Genomic DNA, 14,400 nt, shown 5'->3' on the forward strand with positions numbered 1-14,400 from the left:
CGTCAGGTCATACCTCTTCGCCGGCCGCCCGCAGGCGGGCCCTGGCGCGCTTGGCCTGGATCGCCGCGTCGGCGTCCTCCTGGTTGGCCTCGATGGAGGCCTGGGCGCGCGCGAGCGCGTCGCGCGCGGCCGCCACGTCCACCTCGGAGCCGAGCTCGGCCACCTCGGCCAGCACGGACACCTCGTTGTCGGCGACGGAGATGAAGCCGCCGTGCACCGCGGCGACGAGGTCGTCCTCGCCCTCCCGCTTCACGCGCAGCACGCCGCCCTCGACTAGGACGCCGAGCACGGGCGCGTGCCGCGGGAGGATGCCGATCTCGCCCTCCACGGTCTTGGCGATCACCATGTCGGCCTCGCCCGACCAGATCTCACGCTCTGGTGAGACGACACCTACTCGTAGCTTGGCCACGTAGGTTTCCCTTCCGGTTAGCGGGCGAGTTCCCTGGCCTTGGCCTCGGCCTGCTCGATGCCGCCGACCATGAAGAACGCCTGCTCGGGCAGGTGGTCGTACTTGCCCTCGCACAGACCCTTGAAGGAGGCGATGGTCTCCTCCAGCGGGACGAACTCGCCCGGCTGGCCGGTGAACGCCTCGGCGGCGTACATCGGGTGGGACAGGAACCGCTCGATGCGCCGGGCGCGGTTGACGGTGACCTTGTCCTCCTCCGACAGCTCGTCGATGCCGAGGATGGCGATGATGTCCTGCAGCTCGCGGTAGCGCTGCAGGATCCGCTTCGTCTCCTGGGCCACGGCGTAGTGCTCCTCGCCCACGATCTGCGGGTCGAGGATGCGCGAGGTGGAGTCGAGCGGGTCCACCGCCGGGTAGATGCCCTTCTCCGAGATCGGCCGCGAGAGCACGGTCGTCGCGTCGAGGTGCGCGAAGGCGTTGTGCGGCGCCGGGTCGGTGATGTCGTCCGCGGGCACGTAGATCGCCTGCATGGAGGTGATCGAGTGACCACGGGTCGAGGTGATGCGCTCCTGGAGCACACCCATCTCGTCGGCCAGCGTGGGCTGGTAACCCACGGCGGAGGGCATGCGGCCCAGCAGCGTGGAGACCTCGGAACCAGCCTGGGTGAAGCGGAAGATGTTGTCGATGAACAGCAGCACGTCCTGCTTCTGCACGTCGCGGAAGTACTCCGCCATCGTCAGCGCGGACAGGGCGACGCGCAGACGGGTGCCCGGCGGCTCGTCCATCTGGCCGAACACCAGCGCGGTGTCCTTGAGGACGTCGGCCTCGGCCATCTCCAGCCACAGGTCGTTGCCCTCACGGGTGCGCTCGCCGACGCCCGCGAACACCGAGGTGCCCTTGTGCTGGCGGGCGACGCGGCGGATCATCTCCTGGATCAGAACCGTCTTGCCGACGCCCGCGCCGCCGAACAGGCCGATCTTGCCGCCACGCACGTACGGCGTGAGCAGGTCGATGACCTTGATGCCGGTGACGAGGATCTCGGTGCGCGGCTCCAGCTGGTCGAAGGCGGGCGCCGGGCGGTGGATGGGCCACCGCTCGGTGATCTGGAGCGACGCGGTCTTGACGTCGAGCGTCTCGCCCAGCGCGTTCCAGACGTGGCCCTTGACCACGTCGCCGACCGGTACGGAGATCGGGGCGCCGGTGTCGGTCACCTCGGCGCCGCGCACCAGGCCGTCGGTCGGCTGCATGGAGATGGCGCGGACGAGGTTGTCGCCCAGGTGCTGGGCGACCTCGAGGGTCAGGGTCTTGGTCTCGCCGCCGAGGGCGACCTCGACCTTGAGCGCGTTGTAGATGTCGGGCATCGCCTCGACGGGGAACTCCACGTCGACGACGGCGCCGATGACGCGCGCCACGCGGCCTGTGCCCCCGGCCGCCGGGGTCTCTACAGTCTCAACAGCCTCTGCAGTCATTTCACTCTTTCCCCGCTGCGGCGTCAGCCAGCGCGTTGGCGCCACCGACGATCTCGCTGATTTCCTGGGTGATCTCGGCCTGGCGAGCCTGGTTCATGTCCTGGGTCAGGACCCGGATCAGCTCGTTGGCGTTGTCGGTCGCGGACTTCATCGCGCGGCGGCGCGCTGCCTCCTCCGAGGCGGCCGACTGCAGCAGCGCGGTGAAGATGCGGGACTCCACGTAGCGCGGCAGCAGCGACTCCAGCACCTCGTCCGCGTTCGGCTCGAACTCGAAGTACGGCGGGATGGTGCTGGTGTCGGTGGCCTCGGTCTCCTCGATCTCCAGCGGGAGGATCCGCTTGACCACGACGTTCTGCGTCAGCATGGACACGAACTCGGTGGAGACGATGTGGATCTCGTCGATGCCGTTCTCGTCCTTGAAGGACCCGATCAGCGTGTCGGCGATCTCCTTGGCGTCGGCGTACGCGGGCTTGCGCGAGAAGCCGGTCCACTGGCCGCCCATGTCCCGGCCGCGGAAGGTGTGCCAGGTGACACCCTTGCGGCCGGTGACGAACGGCGTGACATCCAGGCCGCGGCCCTCCAGCAGCCCGCGCAGGGCCTCGGCCTCGCGCAGCACGTTGGCGTTGAAGCCGCCGCAGAAGCCGCTGTCGCTGGTGACGATGAGCACGCCCGCCCTGGCGGGGTTCTCCTTCGCCACGGTCAGCGGGTGGTCGACGCTCACCGTGTTGCTGACGACGCCGGTGACGGCGCGAGTGATCTCGCGCTCGTACGGCAGCGCCGCCTGCATCCGCTGCTGCGCCCGCACGATCCGCGAAGAGGCGATGAGCTCCTGGGCGCGCGTGATCTTCGCGGTCGATTTGACCGAGTTGATCCGCCGCCGCAGCAGCCTGAGCTGGGCTCCCATGGCCTACTTCTTCTCCGCCGGGCGGACGACCTTCTTGATCTTCTCCTGGCCGACCTCGTCGGCGCCCAGCGGCGCGACGGGCTCGTCCTGGATCAGCAGCTCGCCGGAGGAGGTGGTGAAGCCCTTCTTGAACTCCGTGATGGCGTCCTTGAGGGCGGTCACCGTGTCGTCCGGCAGCTCCTTGGTCTCGCGGATGCCGTCGAGGATGCCCTTGTTGTTGCTGGCGAGGTAGTCGAGGAACTCGGCCTCGAAGCGGCGGACGTCCTCGACCGGGACGTCGTCGAGCTCGCCGGTGGTGCCGGCCCACACCGAGACGACCTGCTTCTCGACCGGGTAGGGGGTGTACTGCGGCTGCTTGAGCAGCTCGACCAGGCGCTGGCCACGCTCCAGCTGGGCGCGGGAGGCCGCGTCCAGGTCGGAGGCGAAGGCGGCGAAGGCCTCCAGGTCGCGGTACTGCGACAGCGACAGCTTGAGGTTGCCGGCGACCTTCTTCATCGCCTTGATCTGCGCCGAGCCGCCGACTCGGGAGACGGAGATACCGACGTTGATGGCCGGGCGGACACCGGCGTTGAACAGGTCGGTCTCCAGGAAGCACTGGCCGTCGGTGATGGAGATGACGTTGGTCGGGATGAAGGCCGACACGTCGTTGCCCTTGGTCTCGATGACCGGCAGGCCGGTCATGGAGCCACCGCCCATGTCGTCCGACAGCTTCGCGCACCGCTCCAGCAGGCGGGAGTGGAGGTAGAAGACGTCGCCGGGGAAGGCCTCGCGGCCCGGGGGACGGCGCAGCAGCAGCGAGACCGCGCGGTAGGCGTCGGCCTGCTTGGTCAGGTCGTCGAAGATGATCAGGACGTGCTTGCCCTGGTACATCCAGTGCTGACCGATGGCCGAGCCGGTGTAGGGCGCCAGGAACTTGTAACCGGCCGGGTCGGAGGCCGGCGCGGCGACGATGGTGGTGTACTCCATCGCGCCCGCCTCCTCCAGGCGGCCCTTGACCTGCGCGATCGTCGAGCCCTTCTGGCCGATCGCGACGTAGATGCAGCGCACCTGCCTGGTCGGGTCGCCCGACAGCCAGTTGTCGCGCTGGTTGAGGATCGTGTCCACGGCGATCGCGGTCTTGCCGGTGCCGCGGTCGCCGATGATCAGCTGGCGCTGGCCGCGGCCGATCGGCGTCATGGCGTCGATCGCCTTGATGCCGGTCTGCAGCGGCTCCTTCACCGGCTGCCGCTGGACGACCGACGGAGCCTGAAGCTCCAGGGCACGCAGGCCCTCGGCCTCGATGGCGCCCTTGCCGTCGAGCGGCTTGCCCAGCGGGTCGACCACGCGGCCGAGGAAGTTGTCGCCGACCGGCACGGACAGGACCTCGCCCGTCCGGCGGACCGTCTGGCCCTCCTCGATCCTGCTGAAGTCGCCCAGGATCACGACACCGATCTCCCGGACGTCCAGGTTCAGCGCCAGGCCGCGCGTGCCGTCCTCGAACTCCAGCAGCTCGTTCGCCATCGTCGAGGGAAGGCCGGAGACATGGGCGATGCCGTCGCCACAGTCGACGACGGTCCCGATCTCCTCGCGCGCGGCGCCTTCCGGTTCGTACGCCTGGACGAAGCGCTCAAGCGCGTCCCGGATCTCGTCCGGCCGGATCGTCAGCTCCGCCATCTCTTCTCTGTCTCCCTAAATCGCCTAGCCGGCCAACCGGCGGCGGACTTCTTCGATACGTGCCACAACGGTAGAGTTGATCTCGTCGTCGCCGATGCGGACCGAGAATCCACCGATCACTCGCGGGTCCACCTCGACGTTCAGGTGTACGTCACGGCCGTAGGAGGCACGCAACCACGCGCTCAGCCGCTCCTTCTGCTCCTCGGTGAGAGCCACGGCGCTGCGCACCACCGCCACCAGGCGCTGACGCTGCTCCGCGACGAGCAGTCCGAACTCCTCCAGCCCTGCCTCCAGGCTACGCCCTCTGGGACGCACCGCCACCTGCGTGACGAGCCGCAGGGTGGACGGCGCCACCTTGCCCTCCAGCAGCGAGCGCAGCAGCTGCTCCTTGCGGTCGGCGGGCGTGTCCGGGTCGGACAGCACGCGGCGCAGGTCGGGGTTGGCGGCGACGATGCGGCCGAAGCGGAAGAGCTCGTCCTCCACGTCGTCGATCGTGCCCTGGCTCTCCGCCTCCGCGCTCGCGGCCACGACCCCGAGCCGCTCCAGCACGTCGGGCAGGTCGCCGGCCCTGGACCACTTGGCGCGGACCGCCGCCTCGGCGGTGGCCAGCGCGGCCTCGCCGACCTTGCCCTCGAGCAGCACGCGCAGCGCCTGCGCCTTCTGCTCGGCGGGCCGGGCGGCGTCCGACAGCGCCCGGCGCAGGCCGTGCTCGCGGTCGAGCAGATCCGCGATGGCGAACAGCTCGTCGGAGAGCGTGCCGAGGTCGGCGCTGCCGGCCGCCGCGTTGAAGCGCTCCTCGACCTCTGCCAGCGAGCTCCTGCTCAGACCGCGCATCTACCGCACCGCCTGCTGGCTGGAGGCCTCCAGCTCGTCGAGGAAGCGGTCGATCGTACGGCGCTGCCGCGCCTCGTCCTCGAGGGACTCGCCGACGATGCGGCCGGCCAGCTCGGTCGACAGGCGACCGATCTCGGTGCGCAGCTGGGCGAAGGCCTGCTGCCGGTCGGCCTCGATCTGGGCGTGGGCGGCCTCGATGATGCGGCGCGCCTCGGCCTGGGCCTCCTCGCGGAGCTCGGCCTTGAGCTGCGCCGCCTGCTCGCGGGCCTCCTCACGCAGCCGGGCGGCCTCCTGACGGGCCTCGGCGAGCTGCTCACGGTACTGCTGCTGCAGCGCCTGAGCCTCGGCCTGGGCCTCCTCCGCACGCCTGATGCCGCCCTCGATCGCCTCGGTCCGCTCGGCCAGCGTCTTCTGGATGCGCGGCGTGAGGACCTTGATCAGGACGAACGCGACGACGGCGAAGGCCAGGGTCCCGATGACGAGCTCGTAGGCATGCGGCAGGAGCGGGTTGTACTCGCCCTCCTGTGCCGCGAGGAGCGTAGCTGCCTTAATCATGGGTGCAGCCTTTCGTCAGGGTTCTTCGATGAGGGATCAGGAGCCGACGCCGGCGAGGATGAACGGCGCGACCAGACCGATCAGGGCGAGGGCCTCGGTGAGGACGAAGCCCAGGAGCATGTTCTGGCGGATCAGGCCGTAGGCCTCGGGGTTGCGGGCGATGGCCTGGACACCCTGACCGAAGATGATGCCCACGCCGATGCCGGGGCCGATCGCGGCAAGACCGTAGGCGATGGCGGTGACGTTGCCGGAGACCTGAGCGAGAAGGCTCATTGTGTTTCCTTTTCTGGACGGCCGGTGAGTTGGTCGTCTCACCGGTCTGGACACTTGTTCAGGTGGTTCTTAGTGCTCCGGGTGGAGCGCGCCGCCGATGTACATCGCGGCCAGCATGGCGAACAGGAACGCCTGCAGGAACTGGATCAGCAGCTCCAGGGCGGTGAAGACGATGGTCATGACGACACCCAGCACGCCGATCGGCGCGCCGAGCGGCGTGAGCTGCTCGAACAGGAACCAGAAGCCCACGAGGCTGAAGAAGGCCAGCAGCATGTGGCCGGCGAACATGTTGGCGAACAGTCGCACCGCGTGGGTGAAGGGCGCGAGGATCATGTTCGAGGCGAACTCGAGCGGCGAGAGCAGGATGTACATCGCCTTCGGCACGCCGGGCGGGAACATCATGTTCTTGAAGTAGCCGATCGCTCCCTGGTGCTTGATGCCCAGGTAGATCTTGAGGACGTAGATCGTGAGCGCCAGGATGGCCGGGAAGGCGATGTGCGAGGCCACCGGGAACTGCAGCACCGGAACCACGCCCATCAGGTTCCAGACCCAGATGAGGAAGAACAGCGTCAGCAGCAGGCCCATCCACCGGTCGGCGTCCTTGCCCAGGAAGGGCCGGGCGACCTGGTCACGCACGAAGGTGTAGCCGATCTCGGCGACGTTCTGGATGCCGCGCGGCACGAGCTTGGGCTTGGAGAAGGCGCTCCAGCAGAAGGCGATCACGATGATCGAGCTGAGGATCGCCAGCAGGACGGGCTTGGTCAGCCAGCCGATGCCTGCGATCGGCGCGAGCTCGAACAGCTCCTGGGGGGTCGGAGGCGTGAACTTGTCCGGATCGGCGGCGAGGAGCGTCAGCGCAGTCACGCGGCGTTCCCTTCAAGGTGGTAGGTGATCACAAGGATGGCCTGGGCTAGCGGCCGAACTTCCGATAGCACAGGTAGCCGGCCAGCACGGTGCCCAGGACGATGCCTATGAGAAAGAACGCGGACGTGCCCAGCCAACGGTCGAGCAACCACCCGATGCCGCCGTAGATAGCCATCCCGGCGAGCAGATAGCTGGGGACCGACCACGCGGCGTCGGCGAAGTCGCGACCGTCGTCTTCCGGTCGGCGTTCCTGTTCGCTCATCGCGGCCCCGACGATAGCAGGCGGACGAAGGGCTAGTCATATCGAGCCCCGTCACTGCGTCGCGGCTCATGGCCTGCTCCCGTCGGGGTCGACGTAGAGCATCTTCGTCTTGACGAATCCCCGCACCTCGGCGGCGGTCCACACGATCGTGCAGACGATCACGGCCCAGGCGAAGGCCTTGGGGTTCCACGCCGTGGTGTCGCCGAACGCGCGCAGCACGATCATCAGGACGACGACCTTGACGATGTAGCTGCCGACGGCGGCCATCGCCATGATCTGGGGCGAGACTCGCGAGGCGTAGGAGACGGCCACCACGCTGATGCTGAAGAAGACACCCACCAGCAGTACGGCGAGGGCCGCGCCGAGCGCGCCCTTGCCACCCGCCACGACGGCGGCCACGACGGCGGCCACGACACCCACCGCGAGAGTGGGCAGCGCCGCCATCTTCAGCACGCGCACGTCATTGGGCTGCATGTGGTCTCCAGCACAGGTTGTCAAGCGAGCGGTTGCTTCCCATTGGGCTTGGGAACCCCTGCTCGTGAAAGATATCACAAGCTCTGGGATGCCCGCTTTTACCTGCCTTTTCTAGGGAGGTCAGAGGGAGGTCAGCGAAGCGCCGAGGACTCCGCCGTGATGGGCGGCATCGGGCCGGTGGGCGGCCCGTCGTCATCGTCGGGCACCCGTCGCCGGCCGGAGGCGTGCGACCCACGGCTGCGCCACCGCGGCGCCGCCATCAGCACCAGCACGCCGAGCGCCAGCAGGATCATGGCGGGGAAGAACAGCAGCGGAACGCCCAGCATCGACATGCCCACCAGGCCGAAGGCGAAGATGAAGGTCCAGGCGTACATGATCAGGACCGTGTGGCGGTGGGAGTGGCCGATGTCCATCAGCAGGTGGTGCAGGTGCCCGCGGTCGGGCGCGAAGGGCGACTTGCCATAGGAGGTGCGCCGCACGACCGCGGTGATGAGGTCGACCAGGGGCAGCACCAGCACCGACAGGGGGACCAGCAGCGGCACCAGGGCGCCGAACTTGTTGACGTCGTCGGGGATCAGCGTCGGATCGGCCGCGGGCGTCACGCTGATCAGCGACGTGGCGAGCACCAGGCCCAGCAGCATGGCGCCGGTGTCGCCCATGAAGATCTTCGCCGGGTGGAAGTTGTGCGGCAGGAAGCCCAGGCACACGCCGATGAGGATGGCGGTGATCGCCGCCGTGACGTTGATGCGGTTGTCCTCCAGCACCTGGTCGAGGCGGATCGAGTAGGCCCAGGTCGCCATGGCCGCGATGGCGACGATGCCCGCGGCCAGCCCGTCGAGGCCGTCGACGAAGTTCACGGCGTTGATCACCACGACCACGACGAGGATCGTCAGGACCGCGCTGGAGAGCTGGTCGAGGATGATCATCGACTCGCCCCAGTTGCGCGGCAGGGGGATGTAGGTCAGGCGCAGGTTGAAGTACACCAGCACGCCCGCCGCCGCGACCTGCCCGCCCATCTTGATGAACGGGTCCATGCCCCACCAGTCGTCGAGGAACCCGGTGAACGCGATGATCGCGCCGGCGAGGATCAGGGCCAGCGCGGTCTTCCCCTCGGCCAGCGCGGCCCCGGTGTGCGCCAGCTGCCCGGTCACCAGCAGCCCCGCGACCAGCCCGCCGTACATGGCCAGGCCGCCCAGGCGCGGTGTCGGGGTGGTGTGCACGTCCCGGTCTCGCACCTCCGGCATGGCACCGATGCGGATGGCGAAGCGGCGGACCAGTGGGACCAGCAGGTAGGTCACCACCGCCGCGACAAGCGCCATGTAGAGGTATTCGCGCACGGACCCAGTTTCCTCGATCTTCCCGCTCGCTGTGACCGGAAAACGGCACAGACTCGGCTTATAAATCGCTGGGATATGGCTGGTGGATGGCTACCATACTGGAAACCCGCGCCCGTACGGCAGCCGCGCTCTCCCGATCGCGCACCACCCGCGCCACCAGCGATCCGACCTCCTTCATCTCCTCCGGGCCCATGCCCTGCGTGGTGACGCACAGCGTCCCCACCCGGATCCCGGACGTGGCCGACGGCGGCTCCGGATCGTAGGGGATCACGTTCCGGTTCAGCGTGATGCCGGCCGCCGCGCAGCGGTGCTCCGCCTCCGCGCCGCTCACGCCGAGCGGGCGCAGGTCGAACAGCGCCAGATGGTTGTCCGTACCCCCGGTGACGGGACGCATGCCTTCGGCGGCCAGCGCCTCGCACAACGCCCGCGAGTTGGCCACCACGGCGGCCGCGTAGGCGGCGAACTCCGGGCGCAGCGCCTCGCCGAAGGCCACGGCCTTGGCGGCGATCGTGTGCATCTGCGGCCCGTCCTGGACGAAGGGGAACACCGCCCGGTCGATCCGCCTGGCCAGCTCCGCCGTGCACAGGATGGCGCCGCCGCGCGGCCCGCGCAGCGCCTTGTGGGTGGTGAAGGTCACCACGTCCGCGTACGGCACGGCCGACGGGATCGCGCCTCCCGCCATGAGCCCGATGGTGTGCGCCACGTCGGCCAGCAGCCAGGCGCCCACCTCGTCGGCGATGTCGCGCAGGACCGCGAAGTCGATCAGGCGCGGGTAGGCGGTCGCCCCGCAGACGACGACCTTGGGCTGGTGCCGCAGCGCCAGGTCCCTGACCTCGTCGTAGTCGATGAGCTCGGTGTCGCGGCGCACCCCGTAGGCGACCACGTCGAACCACCGGCCGGAGAAGTTCACCTTCGAGCCGTGGGTGAGGTGCCCGCCGTGCTCCAGGGCCATGGCCAGCATCGTGTCGCCCGGCTGGAGGAGCGCGGCATAGGCGGCCAGGTTGGCGCTGGCGCCCGAGTGCGGCTGGACGTTGGCGTGCTCGGCGCCGAACAGGGCCCTGGCCCGCTCGATCGCCAGGTACTCGGCCCGGTCGACGACCTCGCAGCCGCCGTGGTAGCGCCGCCCGGGGTAGCCCTCGGCGTACTTGTTGGTCAGCGTGGAGCCGAGCGCGGCCAGCACGGCGGGCGAGGTGAAGTTCTCGCTCGCGATGAGCTGCAACCCGCCGCGCACCCGCGCCAGCTCGTCGAGCAGGATCCTGGCCACCTCAGGGTCCTGGCGCTGGAGCCGGGCGAAGTCGGGGCCGTAGAAGGGCACTTCATGACTGTATGCCCAGGTCCGGGTTACGAGAAGGCATGCGGCGCGCCCGTCGTGACCGGCACCCAGCGCGGGGTGTCGGCCGCCTCGTCGCTGATGGAGGTCAGCACGGCCTGCCGGTACAGCCGCAGCCGCGTGCGCCACTCCCCGAGGTCCTCGACGTAGCGCGAGCCGACCGGCGCGTCCCACGTCTGCGGGCTCCTGGCCAGCTGGTAGGCCTTGTCCAGCGCGCCCGTGAGCTCCTCCAGCAGCGGCAGGACGCTCTGCCACAGGGTCACCAGGCGCTCGTACTCGGGGTTGAACCGCCATGCGGTCGGCTGCCCGTCCAGCGGCCCTGCGGTGCCCGCGCTGGGTGGCATCTCACCGGGCTGGCGCGGCTGCGGCGCGGGGGGATCGGCGTACATCTAGGCGGTTCCTCCAGGTGCTCCGGGCTCGACGGATCCGGGCGGACCGTCGGGCTTGACGTCCTTGGGCGCCCACTCGCCACTGCCCCACTCCCCCTTGGGCACCTCCACCGACGGCATGTCCATCGGCTCCACGTCGCGGCTGTTCTTGAGGATCTCGGCGACCCAGGCGTCGCTGGGCGGGGTGACCTCGACCGACACCACCACGCCACCGTCCGGCACCACCACATTTCCGGCGGTCGCCGTGACCGTGCCGGGCCGGCCGTCCGGCTCGGCGTCCTGCGGCCCGCCCCGGGGGTCCTCGGCCGAGGGCATGTCGGCGGGCGGGACCTCGCGGCTGTCGCGCAGCGTCCGGGCCACCTCCTCGTCGGCGGGCGGGGTGACCTCGACCGACACCACCTCGCCGTCCTCGACGCGGACGTCCAGGTCGACGGACTCGGGGTCCCGCGCCACGAGGTCGGAGACCTGCTGGGCGACGGGCGAGTCCAGCGGCACCTGCAGCATCCTGACCCCGTCGACCTCGACCACCCGGGGAACCGCGCGCCCGCCCTCGTCCGGGGTGCCCTCGGCCTCCCGGTCGCCCTTGGGCGCCTCCTCCTTCGGAATGCCGTCCTTGGGAGCGCCGTCCTTGGGAGCCTGCTCCCGTGGCGCCTCGTCCTTGGGGGTGCCCTTGCCGGATGTCTCGGCGGACGTGTCGGCGGGCGTCTCGGCAGGCGGGGTCTCGCGGGAGGCGGGCGGCGTCGTGGCGCGGCCGTCCTCCCGCTTCTCCAGCAGCGCCAGCCGGGCCGTGACGTCGCGGACCATCTCGTCGCAGGCGTCGGCCACCTGGGAGGGGCGGTGCGTCGTCCGGACCGCCACCCCGGCGGCCCCGGTCAGCTGGGCGACGCGCCCCTCGATCTGCCGCATCCGCGTCGCCGCGTGCCGTACCTCCGCCAGCAGCTCGCGGACGAGCTTGGGATCCATCCCGTCGAACTTGGCCACGCCCTCACGGTAGGGGCCGGGCGGGGCCGCGGCCCCGAGGGATAAGCAGAAGGTATGCCTCAGGCGTCGGTGGCCACGTAGCCGACGATGCCGCGCAGCTTCTCCACCGGGATGGCGCCCTTCCTCAGCAGCCGCGGGATCGGCGTGGTCAGGTCGACGATCGTGGAGGGGACGTTGTCGGCGCAGGGACCGCCGTCGAGGTAGACCGCCACCGAGTCGCCCAGCTGCTCCTCGGCCTCCTGCGCCGTCGTCGCGGCGGGCGCGCCGGAGCGGTTGGCGCTGGAGACGGCCATCGGGCCGGTCTCCTTGAGCAGCTCGAGCGCGACCGGGTGCAACGGCATGCGGATCGCGACCGTGCCCTTGGTGTCGCCCAGGTCCCACGACAGCGCCCGGTTGGCCTTGCACACGACCGTCAGCGGGCCCGGCCAGAAGGCGTCGATGAGGTCCTGCCCGTAGGGGCCCAGGTCCTCCACCAGCGCGGTGGCGGCCCGCACGGTGCCCACGAGCACGGGCGAGGGCATGTCACGGCCGCGTCCCTTGGCCTCCAGCAACGCGGTCACCGCCGCCGGGGTGAAGGCGTCGGCGCCGATGCCGTAGACCGTGTCGGTCGGCAGGACGACCAGCTCGCCACGCCGTACGGCTGCCGCCGCCTCGATCAGTCCGGCGGCTCGCTGGTCGGGGTCAGCGCAGTCGAATCGTTGTGCCACGCGGAAATCCTAGTCCTGGTCCTGGCCCAGCCTGGCCGTGACGAAGCGGTCTCTGCGCGTCAGGTCCTGGCGCAGCCGGGTGTCCTGCCAGCCGTTGGACTCGGGGAACAGCAGGTAGACGGCCTGGCCCTGGTCGTCGGCGTGCTCGACGGCCACCCAGCCGCCCGGCCTGAGCAGCCGCCGCGCCGTCCGCTCCACCGCCCTGACCTCGCCGAGGCCGTCGTCGCCCGTGCCGTACAGGGCCCGCCTGGGGTCGTAGTCGCGCACCTCGGGATCGCGCGGCACCGCGCCCGGCGGGATGTAGGGCGGGTTGGAGATCACCAGGTCGACCTTGCCGTTGAGCTCGGGCAGCGCGTCGGCCAGGTCCTCCGGGTGCAGGTGGACGCGGCCCTGGCCCAGCTCGGTGATGTTGCGCTTGGCCCAGGAGTACGCCTCGGGGTCCACCTCCACGGCGTGCACCTCGGCCAGCGCCACCTCCTGGGCGATCGACAGCGCGATGGCGCCCGAGCCCGTGCCGAGGTCGACCACGACCGGGGCGGCCACGTCCATCTCGCGCAGCCGCTCGATCGCCCACCCGGTCATGACCTCGGTCTCCGGGCGCGGCACGAACACCCCGGGGCCGACGTTCAGCTCCAGGTAGCGGAAGTACGCCTTGCCCGTGATGTGCTGCAGCGGCTCGCGCGCCTCGCGCCGGGCGACGCCCTCCCAGAACCGGGCGTCGAAGTCGGAGTCCTTGACCGTGTGCAGCTCGCTCCTGCGGACGCCGTGGACGAAGGCCGCGATCTCCTCCGCGTCGGTGCGCGGGGAGGGCACTCCCGCCTCGGCGAGCCGGGCAGTGGCGTGTGCGATCTCGTCCAGTAGGAATGTCATGAGTGTGCGGCGAGCTTCTCCGCCATCTCGGCGTCGATGAGGGCCTGGGTGACGGCGTGCAGGTCGCCGTCGAGCACCTGGTCGAGGTTGTAGGCCTTGAACCCGACCCGGTGGTCGGAGATGCGGTTCTCCGGGAAGTTGTAGGTGCGGATCCGCTCGCTCCGGTCGACCGTGCGCACCTGCGACTTGCGCTCGGCCTGCGCGGCGGCCTCCGCCTCCTCCTGCGCCATGGCCAGCAGCCGGGCGCGCAGGATGCGCATCGCCGACTCCTTGTTCTGCAGCTGGCTCTTCTCGTTCTGGCACGAGACGACCACGCCCGTGGGCAGGTGCGTGATGCGCACCGCCGAGTCGGTGGTGTTGACCGACTGGCCGCCGGGGCCGCTGGACCGGTAGACGTCGATGCGCAGGTCGTTGGGGTCGATCTGGACGTCGACCTCCTCGGCCTCCGGGTAGACGAGCACGCCGGCGGCGCTGGTGTGGATGCGGCCCTGCGACTCGGTGACGGGCACGCGCTGCACGCGGTGGACCCCGCCCTCGTACTTCAGCCGGCTCCACACGCCCTCGTCGCCCTTCGCCTTGATCGCGACGGTGACGTCCTTGTAGCCGCCCAGGTCGGAGTGCTGCGCGTCGATGATCTCGGTCTTCCAGCCCTGCCGCTCGGCGAAGCGCAGATACATCCTGAGCAGGTCGCCGGCGAACAGCGCCGACTCCTCGCCGCCCTCGCCCGCCTTGATCTCCATGATGATGTCCTTGTCATCGTTGGGATCGCGCGGGATGAGCAGGTGCTTGAGCCGCTCCTCCAGCTTGGGGACGCGCTGCTCCAGCTCGGCGGCCTCCTCGGCGAAGCTCTCGTCCTCGCTCGCGAGCTCCCTGGCCGTGGCCAGGTCGTTGCGGGCCGACTCCAGCTCGCGGTAGGTGGCGACGACGGGCGTCAGCTGGGCGTAGCGCTTGCCCAGCGTGCGCGCCCTGTTCTGGTCGGCGTGCACGGCGGGATCCGCGAGCTGCGTCTCCAGCTCCGCGTGCTCCTTGAGCAACTCGTCCAGGTTCACTGTGTTGTCCTGCCTCGCTCCGCTCGGCGGGTTCGGTCGCCTT

At 70.0% G+C, this 14,400-nt stretch carries 17 protein-coding genes; all 17 read right to left on the minus strand.

The window, feature by feature from the left end:
* Nucleotides 1–7: 7 nt before the first annotated feature.
* Entirely contained in the window at nt 8–409 is a 402-nt protein-coding gene (locus BSB02_RS20645; RefSeq protein WP_084960806.1) for a F0F1 ATP synthase subunit epsilon, read from the minus strand.
* Nucleotides 410–426: 17 nt separating this feature from the next.
* Entirely contained in the window at nt 427–1,875 is a 1,449-nt protein-coding gene (atpD, locus tag BSB02_RS20650) for a F0F1 ATP synthase subunit beta (protein WP_084960808.1), read from the minus strand.
* Between the two features lies 1 nt (nt 1,876).
* The gene (locus BSB02_RS20655; protein WP_084960810.1) at nt 1,877–2,779 is read right to left on the minus strand and encodes a F0F1 ATP synthase subunit gamma; all 903 of its coding nucleotides are present in this window, start codon (nt 2,777–2,779) and stop codon (nt 1,877–1,879) included.
* Nucleotides 2,780–2,782: 3 nt separating this feature from the next.
* A complete protein-coding gene (atpA, locus tag BSB02_RS20660) occupies nt 2,783–4,432 on the minus strand; it encodes a F0F1 ATP synthase subunit alpha (RefSeq protein WP_084960811.1) in 1,650 nt (549 codons plus the stop codon).
* A 24-nt stretch (nt 4,433–4,456) separates the two neighbouring features.
* Complete coding sequence (locus BSB02_RS20665) at nt 4,457–5,266, minus strand: F0F1 ATP synthase subunit delta (protein ID WP_084960812.1); 810 nt, start codon at nt 5,264–5,266, stop codon at nt 4,457–4,459.
* The gene (locus BSB02_RS20670) at nt 5,267–5,821 is read right to left on the minus strand and encodes a F0F1 ATP synthase subunit B (RefSeq protein WP_084960813.1); all 555 of its coding nucleotides are present in this window, start codon (nt 5,819–5,821) and stop codon (nt 5,267–5,269) included.
* 36 nt (nt 5,822–5,857) lie between these two features.
* Nucleotides 5,858–6,094, minus strand: coding sequence for an ATP synthase F0 subunit C (gene atpE / locus BSB02_RS20675; protein ID WP_084960815.1), 237 nt, complete (start codon nt 6,092–6,094; stop codon nt 5,858–5,860).
* Between the two features lie 69 nt (nt 6,095–6,163).
* On the minus strand, nt 6,164–6,958 hold the full coding sequence (gene atpB / locus BSB02_RS20680; RefSeq protein ID WP_084960817.1) for a F0F1 ATP synthase subunit A: 795 nt from the start codon (nt 6,956–6,958) through the stop codon (nt 6,164–6,166).
* Nucleotides 6,959–7,004: 46 nt separating this feature from the next.
* Nucleotides 7,005–7,220, minus strand: a complete 216-nt coding sequence (locus tag BSB02_RS20685; protein ID WP_084960818.1) for an AtpZ/AtpI family protein — start codon at nt 7,218–7,220, stop codon at nt 7,005–7,007.
* A 66-nt stretch (nt 7,221–7,286) separates the two neighbouring features.
* Entirely contained in the window at nt 7,287–7,694 is a 408-nt protein-coding gene (locus BSB02_RS20690) for a Cg1360 family ATP-synthase-associated protein (RefSeq protein WP_084960820.1), read from the minus strand.
* A gap of 131 nt (nt 7,695–7,825) precedes the next feature.
* Nucleotides 7,826–9,031, minus strand: a complete 1,206-nt coding sequence (locus BSB02_RS20695) for a glycosyltransferase family 4 protein (RefSeq protein WP_084960822.1) — start codon at nt 9,029–9,031, stop codon at nt 7,826–7,828.
* A 58-nt stretch (nt 9,032–9,089) separates the two neighbouring features.
* Complete coding sequence (locus BSB02_RS20700; protein ID WP_084960823.1) at nt 9,090–10,346, minus strand: serine hydroxymethyltransferase; 1,257 nt, start codon at nt 10,344–10,346, stop codon at nt 9,090–9,092.
* 26 nt (nt 10,347–10,372) lie between these two features.
* Nucleotides 10,373–10,750: a hypothetical protein gene (locus tag BSB02_RS20705; protein WP_084960825.1), complete on the minus strand. Its 378-nt coding sequence runs from the start codon at nt 10,748–10,750 to the stop codon at nt 10,373–10,375.
* Nucleotides 10,751–11,731, minus strand: coding sequence for a hypothetical protein (locus BSB02_RS20710; protein ID WP_084960827.1), 981 nt, complete (start codon nt 11,729–11,731; stop codon nt 10,751–10,753).
* Between the two features lie 59 nt (nt 11,732–11,790).
* A complete protein-coding gene (locus BSB02_RS20715) occupies nt 11,791–12,438 on the minus strand; it encodes an L-threonylcarbamoyladenylate synthase (protein WP_084960829.1) in 648 nt (215 codons plus the stop codon).
* 9 nt (nt 12,439–12,447) lie between these two features.
* Nucleotides 12,448–13,308, minus strand: a complete 861-nt coding sequence (gene prmC, locus BSB02_RS20720; RefSeq protein ID WP_084960831.1) for a peptide chain release factor N(5)-glutamine methyltransferase — start codon at nt 13,306–13,308, stop codon at nt 12,448–12,450.
* On the minus strand, nt 13,305–14,357 hold the full coding sequence (gene prfA, locus BSB02_RS20725; protein ID WP_084960833.1) for a peptide chain release factor 1: 1,053 nt from the start codon (nt 14,355–14,357) through the stop codon (nt 13,305–13,307). The genes prmC and prfA overlap by 4 nt, the downstream gene beginning before the upstream one ends.
* Nucleotides 14,358–14,400: the final 43 nt, after the last annotated feature.

Source organism: Thermoactinospora rubra (genome assembly GCF_002093975.1).
Lineage (GTDB): Bacteria > Actinomycetota > Actinomycetes > Streptosporangiales > Streptosporangiaceae > Nonomuraea > Nonomuraea rubra_A.